The 19,277-nt window shown below is 32.2% G+C and carries 16 protein-coding genes and 1 pseudogene; 12 read left to right on the top strand and 5 right to left on the bottom strand.

The window, feature by feature from the left end; genetic code table 11:
- Nucleotides 1–89: 89 nt before the first annotated feature.
- The 6 genes from ACJBCC_RS11235 to ACJBCC_RS11260 all read left to right on the top strand — a co-directional run bounded on the left by ACJBCC_RS11235 (nucleotide 90) and on the right by ACJBCC_RS11260 (nucleotide 7,648).
- The gene (locus ACJBCC_RS11235) at nucleotides 90–2,051 is read left to right on the top strand and encodes an AAA family ATPase (RefSeq protein ID WP_407557219.1); all 1,962 of its coding nucleotides are present in this window, start codon (nucleotides 90–92) and stop codon (nucleotides 2,049–2,051) included.
- 2 nt (nucleotides 2,052–2,053) lie between these two features.
- Nucleotides 2,054–3,382 carry a hypothetical protein gene (locus tag ACJBCC_RS11240; RefSeq protein WP_407557220.1) on the top strand — a complete coding sequence of 443 codons (1,329 nt, stop codon included), beginning with the start codon at nucleotides 2,054–2,056 and terminating at the stop codon, nucleotides 3,380–3,382.
- A gap of 23 nt (nucleotides 3,383–3,405) precedes the next feature.
- Nucleotides 3,406–3,990, top strand: a complete 585-nt coding sequence (locus tag ACJBCC_RS11245; protein ID WP_407557221.1) for an NUDIX domain-containing protein — start codon at nucleotides 3,406–3,408, stop codon at nucleotides 3,988–3,990.
- 72 nt (nucleotides 3,991–4,062) lie between these two features.
- The gene (locus ACJBCC_RS11250) at nucleotides 4,063–5,298 is read left to right on the top strand and encodes a DUF6638 family protein (protein WP_407557222.1); all 1,236 of its coding nucleotides are present in this window, start codon (nucleotides 4,063–4,065) and stop codon (nucleotides 5,296–5,298) included.
- 40 nt (nucleotides 5,299–5,338) lie between these two features.
- Nucleotides 5,339–5,866 carry a hypothetical protein gene (locus ACJBCC_RS11255; RefSeq protein WP_299100298.1) on the top strand — a complete coding sequence of 176 codons (528 nt, stop codon included), beginning with the start codon at nucleotides 5,339–5,341 and terminating at the stop codon, nucleotides 5,864–5,866.
- A gap of 84 nt (nucleotides 5,867–5,950) precedes the next feature.
- Complete coding sequence (locus ACJBCC_RS11260; RefSeq protein ID WP_299100296.1) at nucleotides 5,951–7,648, top strand: hypothetical protein; 1,698 nt, start codon at nucleotides 5,951–5,953, stop codon at nucleotides 7,646–7,648.
- A 344-nt stretch (nucleotides 7,649–7,992) separates the two neighbouring features.
- Here ACJBCC_RS11260 and ACJBCC_RS11265 read toward each other — a convergent pair whose 3' ends face one another.
- Both ACJBCC_RS11265 and ACJBCC_RS11270 read right to left on the bottom strand, forming a co-directional pair.
- On the bottom strand, nucleotides 7,993–8,457 hold the full coding sequence (locus ACJBCC_RS11265) for a GNAT family N-acetyltransferase (RefSeq protein ID WP_299100294.1): 465 nt from the start codon (nucleotides 8,455–8,457) through the stop codon (nucleotides 7,993–7,995).
- Entirely contained in the window at nucleotides 8,447–9,466 is a 1,020-nt protein-coding gene (locus ACJBCC_RS11270; protein WP_407557223.1) for a formimidoylglutamase, read from the bottom strand. The genes ACJBCC_RS11265 and ACJBCC_RS11270 overlap by 11 nt, the downstream gene beginning before the upstream one ends.
- A 106-nt stretch (nucleotides 9,467–9,572) precedes the next feature.
- Between ACJBCC_RS11270 and ACJBCC_RS11275 the strand changes: the two genes are divergently transcribed.
- Nucleotides 9,573–10,460: a chromosome partitioning protein ParA gene (locus ACJBCC_RS11275; RefSeq protein WP_299100291.1), complete on the top strand. Its 888-nt coding sequence runs from the start codon at nucleotides 9,573–9,575 to the stop codon at nucleotides 10,458–10,460.
- A 65-nt stretch (nucleotides 10,461–10,525) separates the two neighbouring features.
- Here ACJBCC_RS11275 and hutI read toward each other — a convergent pair whose 3' ends face one another.
- From hutI to fumC, 3 genes are all read right to left on the bottom strand, one after another.
- Nucleotides 10,526–11,761 carry an imidazolonepropionase gene (gene hutI / locus ACJBCC_RS11280; protein ID WP_407557224.1) on the bottom strand — a complete coding sequence of 412 codons (1,236 nt, stop codon included), beginning with the start codon at nucleotides 11,759–11,761 and terminating at the stop codon, nucleotides 10,526–10,528.
- Between the two features lie 97 nt (nucleotides 11,762–11,858).
- Complete coding sequence (locus tag ACJBCC_RS11285; protein WP_407557225.1) at nucleotides 11,859–13,253, bottom strand: FG-GAP-like repeat-containing protein; 1,395 nt, start codon at nucleotides 13,251–13,253, stop codon at nucleotides 11,859–11,861.
- A 32-nt stretch (nucleotides 13,254–13,285) separates the two neighbouring features.
- Nucleotides 13,286–14,683 carry a class II fumarate hydratase gene (gene fumC / locus ACJBCC_RS11290; RefSeq protein ID WP_407557226.1) on the bottom strand — a complete coding sequence of 466 codons (1,398 nt, stop codon included), beginning with the start codon at nucleotides 14,681–14,683 and terminating at the stop codon, nucleotides 13,286–13,288.
- Between the two features lie 372 nt (nucleotides 14,684–15,055).
- Between fumC and ACJBCC_RS11295 the strand changes: the two genes are divergently transcribed.
- The 5 genes and pseudogenes from ACJBCC_RS11295 to ACJBCC_RS11315 all read left to right on the top strand — a co-directional run bounded on the left by ACJBCC_RS11295 (nucleotide 15,056) and on the right by ACJBCC_RS11315 (nucleotide 19,277).
- On the top strand, nucleotides 15,056–15,760 hold the full coding sequence (locus tag ACJBCC_RS11295) for an esterase family protein (RefSeq protein ID WP_299100284.1): 705 nt from the start codon (nucleotides 15,056–15,058) through the stop codon (nucleotides 15,758–15,760).
- A 43-nt stretch (nucleotides 15,761–15,803) separates the two neighbouring features.
- Nucleotides 15,804–16,751: pseudogene (locus ACJBCC_RS11300) on the top strand (RimK family alpha-L-glutamate ligase); the annotation flags it as partial.
- Nucleotides 16,752–16,841: 90 nt separating this feature from the next.
- The gene (locus ACJBCC_RS11305; RefSeq protein ID WP_407557253.1) at nucleotides 16,842–17,183 is read left to right on the top strand and encodes a helix-hairpin-helix domain-containing protein; all 342 of its coding nucleotides are present in this window, start codon (nucleotides 16,842–16,844) and stop codon (nucleotides 17,181–17,183) included.
- A 159-nt stretch (nucleotides 17,184–17,342) separates the two neighbouring features.
- Entirely contained in the window at nucleotides 17,343–18,437 is a 1,095-nt protein-coding gene (locus tag ACJBCC_RS11310; protein WP_407557227.1) for a carboxylate-amine ligase, read from the top strand.
- A gap of 18 nt (nucleotides 18,438–18,455) precedes the next feature.
- Complete coding sequence (locus ACJBCC_RS11315) at nucleotides 18,456–19,277, top strand: type 1 glutamine amidotransferase (protein ID WP_407557228.1); 822 nt, start codon at nucleotides 18,456–18,458, stop codon at nucleotides 19,275–19,277.

Raw genomic sequence — 19,277 nt, forward strand, 5'->3', positions numbered from 1 at the left:
AAATAATTATACAAAAAACAGTTTCAGAAGAGTAGTCAGAACAGTGTAATTAACTGTTTACTTTCAACTGAGACTGAAAACTAAATAAGATGGAACACAACTCAACTTTCCCTATAAAACAAAATGAATTAGACATGCTTCGAGATGAAGCAACAACCTATCTAAAATCCATTCAATGGGAACAAAGTCAACGTGCAAAAAATAAAGATGCAGATGCCAAAGACGAATCTATTTTATTGTATTTGTCTAGAGCAAACAACGGAAGTAACGTTAATGTTACTTCAGTGTCTAAAACCATTTTAGCATTAAAAAAGCGTTTGTTGCCTGAGTCTGTAGCGCTTCCTATTTATTTAAATCAAACGTTGTATGCCGTACAAGAGGGTTTAACTCTAGGAATTTGGATAAAAGATTCATTCTATGATGCTTCAGGTTTATCGAGTTTAAGTGAAAATAAATCGGCATTAGATAGTTCAGGAAGACGCGAATATGAAAGTAAAATGCACACAGCAACTGCTTTCATGTTATTTTCAACAGCGTATAAAATTCTTCATGATTTAAAACCACATGCTTCGGATGATTTATCTGTAATGAAACAGAAATTTGCTGGCATACCAGAGGTATCACTATTAACGCCGTTAAAAGGAATTTCTTGTCAGTTATTCTACTACGATAAGTATTTAGGTCATCCAGAAATTATAAAATCAGACAAAGATGTTATTGATTTTACAGTGGTTTATTTTGAAGCCTTAATAGACGAAATTCAATTAAGAAAAAGTAGTTTAGAGTACACGGAAAGCATTTCAGACAGAACTTATAAATTAGAAAACAGTGATTTTGCAGTTTCTGGTTGGGAAAATTCATTCTCAGGTACAGCAAAAAGTATAGAGTTCAATAAAATTCAGTTTGAGCAAATTGTTGGTAACAGAGATGCTAAACATTTTGCACGTCGTTTAACAGAGCGTTTATTGAGTTACGATATAGAAGCAAAGAAAAATCCATTTCAAGAATTAGGTGGATTTATGCCTGTTTTTATGGGTTACGGAATTCCTGGTACAGGAAAAAGTATGTTGATTGCAGCTATTGCAACCCGACTTAAAGAACATTCCGATAATTTAGATATTCCGTTTTTATTTCATCCCATGCCAGATACGTTAATTAGTACGTTTCAAGGTGGTTCTGCCGAAAAAATGGTAGAGTGGATGAAGCCATTACAAGACCCAACTAAATTAATTTTTGCACCAATTGATGATGCCGAAAATAACTTGCAAGAGCGTACAGCACAAGGTGTTTCTGCAGGTGTAAAAGAAGTAATTGGTGTATTTTTAAGATATACAGAAGGTGCTTATGCCGTTAATTACGGAAACAGTTCTATTGGTTTATTTACCAATTTGCCAGAAATGTTAGATAAGGCTGTAATTTCTAGAGTACAAGGACGATTTAAAATTGATGGTGCACGTACTGAGCACGATTTTGTTGACCAAGATTACATCTGGTGGAAAAAATTACAAGATACCATGCCAGATTTTGTAAACATGAATGACCCAGAAGTGTATAAATACCTTTCAGACCAAGGACTTGCCAATAGTATGGGAGAAATTCTTAATGCTATTGAAAATCCATCGGAAGCAAGAGTACATGATACGTTTGATAAAGTTGAAAAACTACATCAAAATAACGACCATATGTTTTATGCGGCTTTGTATAAAGAAATTCAGAAAATATTTCCATTTTTCTCTTCAAGAGATGTTAGAAATATTCAGTCTGCCATTTCATTACGTTTGACGGATTTCGATTTAGAACAAGATTGGTTTGAAAACCCTGAAACGTATTTCAAAAAAGATTACCAGACTAAATTTAATATGCTTCAAGAATTAATGAAGTCTAACATGAAAGGTTTAAACTTTTCAGATATTAGAAGACAAGAAGTAATTCGTTATTTAGATAACGTGGCAACAATTGCAGATACAGACTTTAAACGAAAAGTAGATTCTAGAGTGAATCAAATGAATATTGAAACAAAGGCTCGCGAGCAATTTGGAGTAAAAGGCTAAAAATGGATAATAACACGAACAACGACATAGAGCCAGATAAAGTAGTTAACGAACCCACAAAAGGTTGGTTACAACGACTAAAGGATGAAAGCTGGGAAGCTGAATTGCTAGTCTCTGCCATTGCTATTTTTGGTATATTTCAGATGTTTGATGTTATTGATTGGGGAACAAATAAGTTTATTAACGTATTAAATCCAAGTCAATATTTAGTGGGTTATGCTATTTTATTTATTGGGTTATTTGCCATAAGTATTTTGGCATCTATGTTCGTTATTCATTTTTTTCTTCGTGCATATTGGATTGGTTTAGTAGGCTTAAATTCTGTTTTTCCAGATTACAGTATAGAAGATAGTGCGTATTCAAAAATATATACGGAGAAGATTCTCACTATTCTTCCAAAACTAGAAGATTCTATAAAGAAAGTAGATGCTTTGTGTAGCGTTATTTTTTCAGCAGCATTTACATTTTTGCTGATGTATACTTATATGGCTTTAATAGCATGTCTTTACTTGCTATTATTTAATTTGTTATCGGATTACGTCCCAACACTAATACTTTTAATTCCATTAGTTTTATTTATTGGAGCTATGCTATTCCAAATGATTATTGGTGTTATAGCTAATTTGAAGAAAAACAAAGAAAAAGAAAGTCTTCAGATTTTATATTTTAAAGCTGTAAAATATAGCTCACTTATTATGATTGGGCCTTTATATAAGTCTATTCTGCAAGTGACAATGATATTTGGCTCTAACTTTAAGAAAAACAAATCGCTTGCTTACTTAATGCTATCATTTTTAATTGTTGGTATGCCTTTGGCTGTTATTCAAATGAGTAAAACTAACATTCCGTATTTAATTAAAACTGGAATTGGTATTGAAGAAGATGAATTAAAAATAGACCCAAATTATTATGCATCCGAAAATACAAGCAGCACATTTCTTTTAGCACCAGAAATTGCATCTGATGTTATAAAATCTAAAGTAATTAAAGTCTTTATTCCCATTTTTGATAATGAAAAGAGACTACGAGAAGGCACTTGTGAAACTTATAAAGAAGATGAAAATCTAACGAAATCAGAACAGCGAAAAGCGAGTAGTTTAAGTTTTTTAAACTGCTATAAAACCTATAATACCGTGTTTTTAAATGATGAAAAAGTAGATGCCGATTTCTTGAAATATAAGCATCCAGTAACCAAACAATTTGGAGTTATAGGTTACGTGTCCTTAAAGGATGCAACATTCGGAATGAAGACTATTACCATTAAAAAAGAATACAGCAAGGATAATATTAAGTCTTGGTCAATTCCATTTTATTATACTGAAAACAATTAGATCTATCTCAAGGATAAATCCATATGAAAGACAAATTAAAAAACATTAGCAAAACAACCCTTTCTCACGATTGGGCAAAATTAGATAGAATTGATTACGATTATCAATTCAAAGATGGCGAGTGGAAACGGTTATCGAGAGAAACTTATAATAGAGGACATGGAGCTGCAATATTGCTGTATAATCCCATGAGTGGAAATGTAATTCTAACCAAGCAATTTAGAATGCCAATCTATGATGTCAATAACGACGAAGGCATGTCTATTGAAGTTTGTGCAGGAGCTATTGACAACAATGATAGCGCACTAGAAACCGTAATTAGAGAAACAGAAGAAGAAGTTGGTTATAGAATTAGCACAGCAAAACAAGTATTAACCGCTTATACGTCGCCAGGAGCTATCACCGAAAAAATGTTTCTTTTTGTAGCTGAGTATGATGAAAATATGAAGGTTACAAAAGGAGGAGGTTTAGAAAGTGAAAATGAAGAAATTGAGGTGTTAGAAGTTCATTTTTCTAAAGCGATTGAAATGGTAAAACAAGAAGAGATTGTTGATGCAAAAACAATAATGTTGTTGCAATATGCTCAGATTAATCAATTGATAAAATAATTGATAGGTCTAAAAAGTCAACTATTTAAAAAAGTATAAACAAATAGATTCCCATAGTTGTGGGAAAGGAATATGAATAAATTAAAACAAGCAAATTTATACAGAAGTGAACTAATTCCCATAAGTGGAAAATTAGTAGAACGCTATAATAAATGCTTAAAAACATTGGGTTTTAAAGCAACCAAACTAACCTCGTTTTATATCGATGGTATTGGTTGGAGTCCAGAAGTTGCAGAGGAAAAAAACAATACGCAGTATCTAAATCATGGCGATGCTAATCCACATGGTATTATTATTTCGCCATTGCAAAAAGGAAAACCTGTATATCTGCCATTTCATTCATTCGATAAAGAAATGATGCAACATATCTTTAGAACTCATGGGCAAAAAATCAATGATATTACAAGAGATTCCGCTATTTGTATAGATTTTGATCAAAATATAGATGTTTTTTATGAGCCTTTGGATATTTTGAAATACGATAATGTAAATATCACATTCCGTCTCATAGATAATCTAGAGCAAGTTCAAAAAGACCAACTAAAATTGGTGGATAAATTTAGGACCGAAAATAATTTTATAGATGAAAACATTCATCAAGAACTATTAAATTCAGCTAAGACATTTGGCGATTTAAGAAATAGAGATCTCAGTTTACATCCTTTACATTTTTCAACAGATTCGTTTTTCTCAAGAGCTTTTGATGGTGTTTATTTACTTAGAGATTTTATTAAGCCTATTGTGGTTTTTGAAAGTTTAGAGCATTACAAAGAAGCAATAAAAGATACTATTCATGATGTTTTAATCTATCATATTGCACAACCAGAATTGGTGGATAAACTAAAAGATCACATCATTATAGAATGTGATTTAGAACAGATTGTAAAAACACCAATTTACGATAGAACTAAGAAGTACGAATTAGCGCAGTTTCTATCAGAAACGGAACATCCTATAAAAGATATTTTAAATGATAAAGTGCTCTTTAAGAGTTATCTCAATAAAATTGATTTAAAAGCGAGAAAACAAGTCATGGGAGTGGAGCTTTATCTAGAAAAACTAGAACGAAGCAATGCTTTTAAGATTGAAGATATTGTAGACCAATCTTTTTATTTTGCACTACATCAGCCACATTCATCGTTGTCCTCTGAGCATCGCGACTTAATACATAAGTTACTGATTAATATCTCATCAAAAGATGTTTTATTCTTGTATTGGTATGATAAGGAGCAGTTTTATAGGAGTTACGAAACTTGGGAGGATTCATTTAAAGATTGGGTAATTGAAAAAATCCGTAACAATATCTAATTATTTTAGACTAATTTTATAAGAACTTTAAACGTAAAACATGATGTCACTAGAAATAATAGCTTTTGTCGCTTCCATACTATTCGGAATTGTATTGTATTGGAGAGAATCTAAAAGCAATAAAGTATATAAATTTTTCAATAAAATCTTTTATTCTAAAGATTTACAAATGGATGCCAATAGTAAAAAAGGCTTTCTGTATCAACAATCTTTCTTAATGCGATTGGTCTATATTGCCGTACTATTTTTAGTAGGTATTCTTATTGCTAGATTTTTAATTCCAATTGATTTAATGACTATTTCTTTATTCGCATCTAGTATGTTTGGTACATTATTAGGGACGTATTTAGCAAATTTTGTCTTTAAATCTTCTGAAGTTATAGATGAAAAAGGAGATTCTTTAATGGATGCCGTAAAAGACACCGTAGAAAAAGGAAAAGACTTTATACAAGAGTTAGAAGCAAAAGAAAGTTCGGACAATGTGGAAACGGAACAAGAGTTAGAATCAAAACCAGAAGTAGAAAAGCAAAGTGCGCGTGACCGATTGAAGGATAAGGGTCTAATGTAAAACATGTAGTCATCCTGAACTCGTTTCAGGCTCTGTCAATTTTAACTACAAACAAGTAAGCATTACAACAACAAAATTTAAGAAATGATTAAAAATTACTGGAATAAAGGCGGAAAACAAAAGGGAATCACAATTTTTGTGGTGTTGCTATTATTAGTGCTATTGTTCTTTTTTAGAGACGATTACCAACCTGTTTTATTATTTCTACGTAAATACATATTTATAATTCTCGTTAGTGTATTGGTGCTATTCTTTGGATTGAGAAAATTCAGAAATTCGGCAAGTACAGGCGGAAGATTAGGCATGCTCGCGCTACTCATCATTTTCTTTGGTATTTTATATACAGTAGGATGGCATTTTAAAATGTACGATTACATGAGAACTTATAATGTATTCAACAGTTTAAATAAAGTTGAAATTAACGAATTACCATTAACACAAAACGAACGTATTCAGCCATTAAGAAACATTTTTTCTATGGCAAATGAAAGTGTTGGAGAAACAAAAGATGTCTCATTACCACATTTAGTAAGAATAGGAACAGAGAACAAATGGACTATGGCCATACAGCCAAGCGAAAAGTACGTAATGCAACAAATAAGTGACAATACTGAAGAAGTATTTGCTGTTAGCAGTACAACACCATTTCCTAGGTTTTCTAATGAAAATAGAATACCTGTTACGTTTTCAATTGGCGAATCCTTAAAGTTTAGTAGAAATACATACAATGCTGTAGTGCAGCGATTTAATCCTTGGATGCTTTTTAATTATGAGCCAAGTGACACATTTTACATGAAAAACGATGCTGGTAAATGGGTAGAAGTAGTAAGTTTAATAAAGTGGAAAGGATTCTTTTTTCCTTATCCATCATTTGGTGGTGTGATGATAATTGATAGTGGAGAACATGATGCTAACGATTATATAGAAAGAATTACAATTGGTAAAGGAACCTTTGTGAGTCCAGATGAGATTAAGAATCATCCTTTTTTAATGAAACAAAATACCTTATCAGAAAAAGTTTCTCAACTTGAAGCAGAATCTTTAAAATTCTTGGGTGGATTTAGTGATCCATTACCTTGGAATATGGAAACAGCCGTAAAAATCCCAATGATGCCAAAAGACCAAAATCAACAACCATATGTAACAGATTTTGATTTTGCAGGTTCTAATTCAGATGCATTTAGTGGTTTATACCATTGGTTTGGTTTAGAGCCAGTAGGCGATGAGCGCACCAGTTTAAGTTATAGTGTGTTTATTCCTGCAGATGGAACAGATAAATTGTACTACTATGATCATGCGACCAAAAAACAAGGTTATGCAGGCGTTTCTGCGATGCCATTAAAAGTAAAAGAATCGCGTAAAGAATATGATTGGAATGCAAGTACACCTGTAGAATTTAGACCATATATAAAGAATATAGCTGGTAGAAAACGTATGTTTTTCTTAGGTACAATTTCTTCAATAAGTTCTACTGATGCACAACAATTTGATGGATCTGCCACACCAGATTTAGTATTGATTGATAGTGAATATAGAGATGTGATTTGGATAGATGTTAAGCATCCAAGCACTTGGGATGAGGAAGTTTATAACCAATTAAACGAAGCTTGGAGATCTAGTGAAGGCATTGGTTATTACTTTAAGGAAGTGCCAAAGGATGAAGATATAATAGAACAAGAAATGGATTCACTAATGAGTATTCCTAAAGTTGAAGATAATACCGATAAAATTGATGCACTTCAACGCGAATTAGATTCGTTAAAAGCCATAGGAGGACAATAAAAAATTGATTTTAAATTATTCAGACCTGTCAGGTTTCTAAAACCTGACAGGTCTTTTTAGTTAATAAGATTTATCTCATTCGATTATTTAATGAATGAAACGGTCCTCTTTGTCGTTCTGAACTCGTTTCAGAATCTGAATCTAACACTTATTGAAATGAGATGCTGAAATAAATTCAGCATGACAAAATCAAAAGATAGAGAATATCTTAAAGCACGAGATAGGCTCTATAATTTTTATCCTTAAAGTTGAAAATATTTAAATCCAATAATAGTAAATAAACTGAGTTACTTGTTTGTCATTCTGAACTGGTTTCAGAATCTAATAAATTCAGTATAACAAAACTAAAACTCTAACATCATCTTTATATCACAGCGTTCATAAGGACAGTTTTCCTCAACTGGAATTTCTACAAATCCATATTTACGATATAAGTGTATAGCATTTTCTAGTTTTCGACTAGAGTAGAGTAGTAGGCCTTTTAAGCTTTGAGATTTACCGTAATCTATACAATGCTGCAATAATTGTTGTCCAATCTTTTGACCACGCAGTTCTGGTAGAACAGCCATTTTTGTTAATTCTAGAATATTAGGTTTACTTGTAAGCATTAAAGCAGCTGTTCCAACAACATTTTTATCTTTTAGTACAAAGAATATAACACCACCTTTATCAATAATATATTTTTCTGGTTGACTTAAAACTTCCTCATCATAAGCTTCCACATAAAAATGGGTTTTAAGCCATTCAATATTCAAATCGTAGAAGTTTTGTGTGTACTTTTTATTGAATTCTATAATTTTAATTGTCATTTGCTCTAATAAAATCTGTAATCAGGTATGTAATTAATTTGCCAACTTTGGTAGCGGTTTTCTTTGTTGGTGCAGCTTCACAAATATGTAAATAGGTGGCATTGCTATGTTTTCCAAAATAGTTTACAAACTGTCTGGCTTGTTTAATGCTAAATCCACTTGGAGTTTTTGCACTGCTTGGTATGTTCTCTATAGCATCGCAATCTATCTCAATGCCAAAATGCCTATCTGAAACATGGTCTAAAGCAGATTTCATTTCAGGTTTAAAATCAACATCGTTTCTAACCTCAATAGATTCGTAAGTATTATATTTTATGGACTTTACTTTCTTCATTTTTTTTAGCAAAGCTTCTGAGGTGTAATTTTCATGCAATCCAAAAACAAAATAATTTTTAAGAAAGCCTTCCGCATAAGCATAACTAAATCCATTACCACTATGTCTGCCTTCTTCTGCTCTAAAATCTGTGTGTGCATCAAAATTTACAACATTCATACGTTCATTGTGAGCTAAAGCACAACCTTTAATATTACCGTAAGCATTATTATGTCCTCCTCCTATGACAATTGGGATTTTTCCTGCCTTCACAATTGTTGAAACTAAATATGTGACGTCTTTATCTATAATTTCGACAAAACTTCTAATTTTATGTAAATCTTTTTTCTTAGAATTATCTAGATTAAGTAATGATTCACGCTGTTCATTATACTGTAAGTGACCTAATACCAATACCCGTTTTGCTAATGTGAAGGCATTACTTTGTATATTTAACAAAATTTTTAGAGTGGCATCCCAAGCCTTGTAAGTGCCTGTTCTTCCGTGATTTCCATAAACTCCAATATCTTCTTTAATTCCAAATATTACATAGTCAACGTCTAAATTAACAATATCATCGTATATGTTAGTGAGGTTAGGAATTAACTGAATATGTTCACCAAATTTTGATTCATCTTTACGTTTCTTTAAAAACTCTTGTTTTTCTTTTTCAGTAAATAAGATAAAATGATTCATTTGGAAAAAATTAAAATAATAGAATAAAAGTACAGTTTTATTTAATTACTTTGATCTCAATTAAACAATTAAAACAACAATTAACAATACTAAAACGAAACAATTTATGAATGGTTCACAAAAATCAAGTACCGCACTAAAAGTAGGTTTAGCTATTTTAGCTGTATTATTCTTAGTAACTGCATTTTATACATCTAAGTTGTATAATGAAAAGCAGGAAAATGAAAAATTACTAGTTAGCGAAAAGCAACAAGTAATGAATGACTTAAGCAATTTAGCTAAAGATTACGATGAAGCTATTGCTGATAGTGAAGTAAAAAATCAAGATTTAATTGCAGCTAGAGACCGTATTCAAGGTTTAATGGATTCGCTTAAAATCTCTCAGAACAGTGTTAACAGTTTATGGAGATACAAAAAGAAGTACCAAGCGCTAGAAGAAGAAATGGAGATTTTATTAACTGAAAACGATCGTTTAAAAGTTGAAAACCAATATTTAGCGACGTCTTTAGATAGTACACAAGTACAATTGGCTGAGCGTACAATGTTTACAGATTCACTTTTAGTTCAAAACACAGAATTGGCAGGTGTTGTTAAAGATGCGGCAGCTTTACAAACTGTAGGTTTAGTTGGTATGGGAGTTTTAGAAAGAGCTAGTGGAAAACAAGTACCAATGGAGCGTGCAAGACGTAGCGATAAAATTAAAGTTTGTTTCACGGTTGCAAAAAACATGTTAACTGAAGCAGGTGATAAGGAATTATACGTTCAGGTTATTGACCCAATGAATAATGTATTAGGTGCTAATGATCAGATGCAGTTTGATGATCAAGTTTTAAACTACAGTTTAATTAGTAGATTTAATTACGAAAACAGAAATTTAAATATTTGCGAATATGTTTCGCCTTCAGAGGATTCTAAATTTGAAGCTGGTCGTTATAAAATAAATGTATTTAACAATAAAGAATTAATTTCTTCTTCAGAGTTTACATTGAAATAAGAAATTATTATTTGATTGATTGATAGCAAAAAAATCCAGAAGGTTACTTCTGGATTTTTTTTGTTTTATAATAACTGACCGTTTATAATGACTTGCTCAATTGGGTTGTGAGCAAAAGCATAAGGTATTTCACTATAATGATTCATTGGTTTTGTAATGAGTAGATTCGCCTTTTTTCCACGTGTTATACTGCCGTACATATTACTAATTCCCATGGCATAAGCGCCATTTACTGTTGCAGCGTTAATGGCTTCTTCAGGTGTCATTTTTAGTTTTACACAAGCAGAACTCACAATAAAATTCATGTTTCCACTTGGTGCAGAACCGGGATTGTAATCTGTGGCTATTGCTAATGGTAAACCTGCATCAATAATTTTTCTAGCTTGAGTGTAAGGGATTCCTAAAAAGTAAGAACAACCTGGTAATGCAACAGGTATAGTTTCACTGCCTTTTAAAGCTTTAATATCATCGTCGTTTAATTCTTCTAAATGATCTACAGAGAGTGCATTATACTTTACACCAAGAGCAATACCACCTAAAATATTAAATTGATTAACATGTATTTTTGGTCTTAAATTGTGAGCTTTACCTGCTTTAAGTATGGTTTCGGTATCGTTAATATCAAAATAGCCTTCTTCGCAGAATACATCTAAATAATGTGTAATATTAGATTCTACCGCTTTAGGAATTAATTCATCTGTGATATATTTTATATAATTTTGTTTTTTTGTTTTAAAGGCTTCTGGTATGGCATGAGCAGCTAAAAGTGTAGGAATGATAACAGCTAAACTCTCTTGTTTAATGCGTTTTATAACCCTTAGCATTTTTAACTCTGCTTCAACGGTTAATCCATAGCCAGTTTTAATTTCTACAGCACCAGTTCCCATAGCTATAAGTTCGTTTAATCGTTTTATAGATTGTTCATATAATTCATCTTCGGATGTGTTTTGAAGTACTTTAGCCGAATTTAAAATTCCACCACCTTTATTCGCAATCTCAGTGTAGGATAAGCCATTTATTCTATCTACAAATTCTGAAGTTCTATCACCAGCATATACAATATGCGTATGAGAATCGCACCAAGAGGGTAGAACCAATTTACCTGTAGCGTCTATAACAGTATCAGCTTCAATAGTTCTATAATCTTCCATTTTACCAAATTCAATAATGGTATCATGATCTATGTAAACATATGCATCCTCGAGTACTGAAAGCGTTTTCATTTCATCTCCTTTTAAGATGGTAACATTAGATTCATGTGCCTGTAGAAGTTGTTTGATATTTAAAATTAGAATAGACATAGAGATTGGTGTTTTTGTAAAGATTGTTAAATTTTTGAACAAAAAAAAACGCTAGTTGATATTTACTAGCGTTAATCGTTAATTATTTAATAATAATTTACTCCTTAATGAATTTTGTTGAGAACTTATCATTCAACTTTATTGTGTATATACCAGCAGCTAATTGTGATACATCAAGCTTTTCACTATTAGATATCGTTTTTATTAAAACTTGTTTTCCTAAAGCATCAAAAACAGTCACATTCATAGATGTATCAAAACCTTCAAAATTTAAAAAATCTGTTGTTGGATTAGGAAATATAGACACCTTTTCTAGTTCTGAAACAGGAATACTAAGCACAACTTTTTGATTTTCGAAATAATTTAAAGCGTCATTATTATATGCACACGTGGCAATATCTAAATCACCATCGGCATCAAAATCCTCAATGGCATGCACAAATGCTTGACTTTGGGTAGCGTCTATAACTTCTTCTGCAGCAAAAACACCAGCACCATTATTTTTAAACCAAACTAGGTCATTACCAGCATTTGATTTTCCATTGCCTAGAACAATATCATTTAAGCCATCATTATCTAAATCTTTGAAACGCGCTAACGCAGGATTGCTTACTGAGGTTGTAAATACTGTTTCTGTAAAACCAGAACCATTATCTTCATACCAATATAAATTACCATTTGGACCACCTCCATAGGAAACTTCAGATACTAAAATGTCTAAATTAGAATCGCCATCTAAATCTTCAAATTCTAGATTAAATATCCCAACTTTACCAGTGGCAACTGAAGTAGCGTCTTTAATAAATGACACTGTTCCTCCAGGAATTAAATCATTTCTAAATATTTCTATAACATCACCACTATAAGCAGCAGTGCCAACAACGGCGTCTAAATCGCCATCGCTATCAATATCTATTAATTTTACTGCGCCTGGTGCGTTTAAAGTATTATCAATTTTATTTGTTTCTAAAGTAAAAGAACCCGTTCCATCGTTAGAGAACCAAATCACTTCGTCACTATCATATGATGATACAGCAACATCAGGAAAAGTATCGTTATTAATATCACCAACAGCCATACCAGAAGCACCTAAAACAGAATTAGAAATGACATTTTGAGTTAAAAAATTACCAGCACCATCATTTGTAAACCAAACAACACGATCATTATTATAAGCAGAAGCCAGAATATCTAAAAAGCCATCGTTATTTAAATCAACTAGCTTAACTTCAACGATACCGTCAAGAACGTTAGATACCAACGTTTGTAAAGTGAAGGTATTATCTCCATTATTTTTATACCATTCTATAGTGTTGCCTAGGTTTGTACCAATTACAATATCTATAAAAGCATCACCATCAATTAAACCAGAATCTATAGCATAAGGTGCATCACCTGTAGATCCATTAATGGTTACTTTTGGCAAAAATGTAGTTTGTGCAAATGCAAAAGAACCTAATAAAGCAAATGTAAATAGTAATTTGTGTTTCATATGTTATGGTTTTTATGGTTAATTAATTTCAATTATTTTAGGCTACCAACCATGTTTTCTGGTTTTACCCATTCGTCATAATCATCAGCAGATACATAACCAAGATTTACAGCTTCTTCTTTTAATGTTGTTCCATTTTTATGAGCCGTATTTGCAATTTCAGCAGCTTTGTAATACCCTATTTTTGTATTTAATGCTGTCACTAACATTAAAGAATTATTTAGTAATTCTTTAATCACCTTATGGTTTGGTTCTATACCACTCGCACAATGCTCTTCAAAGCTTACACAAGCGTCACCAATTAATTGTGCAGATTGTAAAATGTTTGCAGCCATCATTGGTTTAAATACATTAAGCTCATAATGACCTTGCGTACCACCAACAGAAATAGCTACATCGTTACCTATAACCTGAGCACAAACCATAGTTAACGCTTCACATTGTGTTGGATTTACTTTTCCTGGCATTATAGAACTTCCTGGCTCGTTTGCCGGAATTATGATTTCTCCAATACCAGAACGAGGTCCAGATGCCATCATTCTAATATCATTTGCAATTTTATTTAGTGAAACGGCTAACATTTTTAATGCACCATGAGTTTCTACAATCGCATCGTGTGCTGCTAAAGCTTCAAATTTATTTTCGGCTGTTATAAATGGTAAATCTGTAAATTCAGCAATATATTTTGCCACTAACACATCATAACCTTCTGGCGTATTTAAGCCTGTACCAACCGCAGTACCTCCTAAAGCTAATTCACTTAAGTGGGCAAGTGTAGATTCTAGTGCTTTTAAACCATGATCTAATTGAGATACATATCCAGAGAATTCTTGTCCTAAAGTTAATGGCGTAGCATCCATTAAATGCGTACGTCCAATCTTTACAACCTCCTTAAATTCAATAGATTTTTTGTGTAATGTATTACGTAATTGAATAACACCAGGAATTGTAGTTTCTACAACTTTTTTATAAGCTGCAATGTGCATACCAGTTGGAAACGTATCGTTAGATGATTGTGATTTATTAACATCATCATTTGGCTGAATTGTTTTTTCGCCATCACCGATTACTTTTCCGGCAATTTGATGTGCTCTGTTGGCAACAACTTCGTTCACATTCATATTACTCTGTGTCCCAGAACCCGTTTGCCAAATTACTAGTGGAAATTGATCATTGTGTTTACCTTCTAAAATTTCATCACATACTTGTGCAATTAAATCACGTTTTTCTTTAGATAAAACGTTTAGTTCGCAATTAGTATATGCTGCTGCTTTTTTTAGATAAGCAAACCCATAAACAACCTCCAATGGCATTGAGGCCGAAGCTCCTATTTTAAAGTTATTACGAGAGCGTTCTGTCTGTGCTCCCCAAAGTTTGTCGGCAGGCACTTTTACGTCACCCATCGTATCTTTTTCAATTCTATAATTCATATTAGATTTATTTAATGCTATACAAATTTAAAGATTTTGAAATTTTAATAAGCGTTTATTCAAGCTTTTATGTGAACAGGTAATAATTAAAAAAGTTAATAAGTTTTTTTACTATTTTTAAGAGCATGTTTATTTTTCGTTTTTATGAAATTGGTGAATTTTATCTATCATAAATATGTAATTATCAAAATATTAATTGCTGAATTGTCATTGCAGAAATACAAGGAAGAAAAACTAAAGATACATTAATATATAGCTAAATGAATTTGAGGCTAACTATTTTGTTTTCAGTGATAAAGGGTTATATTAATGATTGAAATAGCTTACTTTTGCCAACTTAAAATTTTTAATAACTAACTAAAAATTATTCAATTGAAAGAAGAACACTTTAAATGGTATTCACCAACACTAAGTAAAGATATAGAAATGCTTGTTTTTGGACATACTGGTTACCCTGTAATTTTGTTTCCAACAACAATGGGAAAGCATAATGAATGCAGAGATATGCAACTTGTAGAGTCTGTGAGATGGTTTGTAGAACAAGGTTTAGTTCAGATTTATTGTCCTGACAGTATCAATGAATTAAGTTGGTATAATAAAAGTATTCATCCTGCAGATCGTGCTAAAAACCATGCGTGGTATGATGAGTTTATTATGAATGAACTCGTTAATAAAATTTGTGATGAAAAAGGTATGAATAAGGTTGCCGTGGCAGGACCGAGTTTTGGTGGTTATCAAGCCGCAAATTTTGCGTTTAGACATCCAGAGCGTGTAAGTCATATGTTTAGTATGAGTGGTGCTTTTGATATTAAATCATTTGTTGATGGTCATTACGATGATAATGTATTCTATAATAATCCTGTAGATTTCTTACCAGGAGCAAGTCATCCTGAATTGTGGAATATGAAAATAGTTCTTGGTGTAGGTGAATGGGATATTTGTTTGGATTCTAATAAGCAAATGGCTAGCATATTAACAGAAAAAAACATACCTTTCTGGTATGACGAGCATAAATGGGCAGAACATGATTGGCCTTTGTGGAATAGAATGTTTCCACATTATTTATCTAAATTATAAGCTTACAAACTAAATTAATTAAACCAACTAATCCATTTTAAGTATGAGAAAAATAGGAATTTTATTCGGTCAAGAAAACACCTTCCCTTGGGCATTTATTGATAGAGTTAATAAAAAAATAGAAGAACAAGGTATTAAAGATATGATGGCTGAAGCTGTTTCTATCGATACTGTAGAGCAAGCAAAATCAGATGAGTATGCTGTTATTATTGATAGAATATCTCAAGACGTACCTTTCTATAGAGCCTATTTAAAAAATGCAGCTATCACTGGCACTGCAGTAATAAACAATCCATTTTGGTGGAGTGCAGATGAAAAATTCTTTAATAATGCTTTAGCAGAATCTATTGGAGTACCTGTGCCTAAAACCTTTATTTTACCGTCTTCTCATCGTCCACCAGACACTGATGAAAATTCTTTTAGAAACATGAAATTCCCTTTTGATTGGGAAAAAATGTTCGATACTATTGGTTTTCCTGCTTACATGAAACCACATGATGGTGGTGGATGGAAAAGTGTTTATCGTGTAGAAAGTCCTGAAGATTTATGGGCTAAGCACGGTGAAACGGAGAATTTAGTAATGATGCTTCAAGAAGAAATTAATTTCACGGAATATTTTAGGTGTTATGCTTTAGGTACTGATCAGATTCATATTATGCAATATGAGCCTCGTAATCCGCATCATTTGCGCTACGTCATTGATGGTCCTCCTGTTGATAAGAAGTTATTAGATTTAGTTGAGAGCTATTGTATTAAATTAAACAAAGCTTTAGGTTATGATTTTAATACGGTTGAATTTGCCGTAAGAGACGGAATTCCATATGCTATTGATTTTTGTAATCCTGCACCAGATGCTGATATAAATTCTGTAGGCGAAGACAATTTTGAATGGATTGTAGAGAATGCGGCTAATATGGCTATCGCAAGAGCAAAACAGTACAAAAAGGGCCAAATGAACTTAACTTGGGGAACTTTTGTAAAGGATCAAATAGCCGCACCTAAAAAGGCAACTAAAAAGAAGCCTACAGCTAAAAAGAAGGCTGTGAAAAAAGTTGCTGAAAAGAAAGCTGTAGCTAAAAAAGTGGCAATTAAAAAAGCACCTGCTAAAAATGTTGTAGCTAAAAAAACAGTAGCTAAGAAAACTGCTGTAAAAAAGGCTCCTGCTAAAAATGTTAAGTCAGATGACTTAAAGAAAATAGAAGGTATTGGACCAAAAATTGCTGCAACATTGGCAAAAGCGAGTATTACTACGTTTGCCGAATTGGCAAAAACCAAATCTGCAAAAATCACTAAAATTATTGTAGATGTGCGCGGAAATCATGTTACCGATACTTGGCCAAAACAAGCGAAATTAGCTGCTAATGGAAAATGGGATGAGCTAAAAAAATTACAGGATGAATTAAATGGAGGAAAGGTAAAGTAACCATACTTCAGTACTGTTGCTGACTATATTTTATCAGTTTGTGACTAATTTCAAAATTGAGCGTGATTAAAGACTAAAGTTTATATTTTAAGTTACGCTCAAATTGTATTCAATTTATTCATAAATTTATTTGCCTAACTAACCTCCAATATTTTTTATATGAAATTCACTTTAGGTATCGAAGAAGAGTATCAAATTATTGATCCTGTTTCTAGAGAATTAATTTCTCACGACCAACAAATTGTTACAGAAGCTGCCAAGATTTTAAATGACCAGGTAAAAGCAGAAATGCATCAAGCTGTTGTAGAGGTTGGTACAAATATTTGTGAAGACATTACAGATGCAAGACATCAAATTACGCATTTGCGTAAATCTATTTCTGGTATTGCTAATGATTTGGGATTCAAAATAGGAGCTGCAGGTACACATCCATTTTCTAAATGGGAACACCAGTTGTTAACACCAAATCCAAGGTATGATGAAATAATTACGGAGTTGCAAGATACAGCACGTTCTAATTTAATCTTTGGATTACATGTACATGTTGGCATGGAAGATAAGGAAATGGCCATTCATCTTGTAAATTCTATGCGTTACTTTTTACCGCATTTGTACGCGTTATCTACTAATTCGCCATTTTGGGAAGGTAGAAACACAGGTTTTAAATCGTTTAGATCTAAAGTGTTCGATAAATTTCCTAGAACAGGAATTCCTGGTGTTTTTGAAAATTATGCGCAGTATGAAAACTATGTCAATGTCTTAGTAAAAACAAATTGTATTGATAATCCTAAGAAAATATGGTGGGATATTAGAGTACATCCATTTTTTCCAACGTTAGAAGTTAGAATTTGTGATATCCCCTTAACCGTTAATGAAACTGTTTGTATAACGGCAATTATTCAAGCTTTAGTGGCTAAATTATATGATTTAAGAACACATAATCTTAATTTTATGAATTACCATCGTGCCTTAATAAATGAAAACAAATGGCGTGCAAGTCGTTATGGTTTAGAAGGGAAAATGATAGATTTTGGTAAAGAAGCAGAAGTTGAAACAAAACTTTTAATGTTAGAATTATTAGATTTTATTGATGATGTCGTAGATGATTTAGGCTCTCGAAAAGAAATTGAATATGTGCACGAAATGATTAAAAATGGAACAGGAGCAGACCGTCAGCTCGAAATTTTTAAACAAACAAACGACCTAACCAAAGTAGTAGACTACATAACGGAGCAAACTATTTCAGGATTATAAATTACCTACATTTTACCAATGATAAAAGAAAAATTAAAACTCGCTATTTTAGATATGAATAACGACGAACCCAATCAAGGGTTACGTTGTATTACTGAAATTGTAAATAGTTTTAGTTCTGAAGTTGATTACCAAATCTTCAATGTAAGAGCTAAAGATGAATTACCAGATACATCATTTGATATATATATATCAAGTGGAGGGCCAGGAAGTCCTTTAGATGAAGGCAAATGGCGAAAACCATATTTGAAGTTAATGCAAAATCTTTGGGATTTTAATAAAACCTCTAACGGCCAGAAGAAATCTGTTTTCTTTATTTGTTATTCGTTTCAAGTTATTTGTGATTATTTTCAATTAGGAGAACTAAAGCCAAGACGCAGCACGTCATTTGGAATTTTAAAAGTGCATCAGACTAAAAAAGGACATAACGATGTTATCTTTAAAGGTTTAAATGACCCTTTCTACGCCGTAGATTCAAGAGATTGGCAGTTGATTCAGCCTAAATTAACGGTTTTTAAAAAACATGGCGCTACCATTTTATGTCTTGAAAAAATTAGAACGCATGTAGAGTTAGAGCGTGCTATTATGGCTGTTAGGTTTTCGGAGGAATTTGTGGGAACACAGTTTCATCCTGAAGCAGAACCAGTTAGTATGGAGGCTTATTTTAAACTAGAGGAAAATAAAAATAAAGTTATTTCTAGTTTTGGCGCGGAAAAATACAGTCAGATGATGGATAGGATTGATGATCCTGAAAAGATTGAATTAACCTATAATACAATTTTACCTCAGTTTATAGAAAACGCAATTATTAAGATTAAGGAACCTTTAATGTCTAAGTAA

The sequence above is a fragment of the Winogradskyella sp. 4-2091 genome (genome assembly GCF_045765065.1).
GTDB lineage: Bacteria > Bacteroidota > Bacteroidia > Flavobacteriales > Flavobacteriaceae > Winogradskyella.

Coding starts and splice junctions, on each gene's coding strand:
- ACJBCC_RS11235 (WP_407557219.1), top strand. CDS start 90: ATGGAACACAACTCAACTTTCCCTATAAAACAAAATGAATTAGACATG.
- ACJBCC_RS11240 (WP_407557220.1), top strand. CDS start 2,054: ATGGATAATAACACGAACAACGACATAGAGCCAGATAAAGTAGTTAAC.
- ACJBCC_RS11245 (WP_407557221.1), top strand. CDS start 3,406: ATGAAAGACAAATTAAAAAACATTAGCAAAACAACCCTTTCTCACGAT.
- ACJBCC_RS11250 (WP_407557222.1), top strand. CDS start 4,063: ATGAATAAATTAAAACAAGCAAATTTATACAGAAGTGAACTAATTCCC.
- ACJBCC_RS11255 (WP_299100298.1), top strand. CDS start 5,339: ATGATGTCACTAGAAATAATAGCTTTTGTCGCTTCCATACTATTCGGA.
- ACJBCC_RS11260 (WP_299100296.1), top strand. CDS start 5,951: ATGATTAAAAATTACTGGAATAAAGGCGGAAAACAAAAGGGAATCACA.
- ACJBCC_RS11265 (WP_299100294.1), bottom strand. CDS start 8,457: ATGACAATTAAAATTATAGAATTCAATAAAAAGTACACACAAAACTTC.
- ACJBCC_RS11270 (WP_407557223.1), bottom strand. CDS start 9,466: ATGAATCATTTTATCTTATTTACTGAAAAAGAAAAACAAGAGTTTTTA.
- ACJBCC_RS11275 (WP_299100291.1), top strand. CDS start 9,573: ATGAATGGTTCACAAAAATCAAGTACCGCACTAAAAGTAGGTTTAGCT.
- hutI (WP_407557224.1), bottom strand. CDS start 11,761: ATGTCTATTCTAATTTTAAATATCAAACAACTTCTACAGGCACATGAA.
- ACJBCC_RS11285 (WP_407557225.1), bottom strand. CDS start 13,253: ATGAAACACAAATTACTATTTACATTTGCTTTATTAGGTTCTTTTGCA.
- fumC (WP_407557226.1), bottom strand. CDS start 14,683: ATGAATTATAGAATTGAAAAAGATACGATGGGTGACGTAAAAGTGCCT.
- ACJBCC_RS11310 (WP_407557227.1), top strand. CDS start 17,343: ATGAAATTCACTTTAGGTATCGAAGAAGAGTATCAAATTATTGATCCT.
- ACJBCC_RS11315 (WP_407557228.1), top strand. CDS start 18,456: ATGATAAAAGAAAAATTAAAACTCGCTATTTTAGATATGAATAACGAC.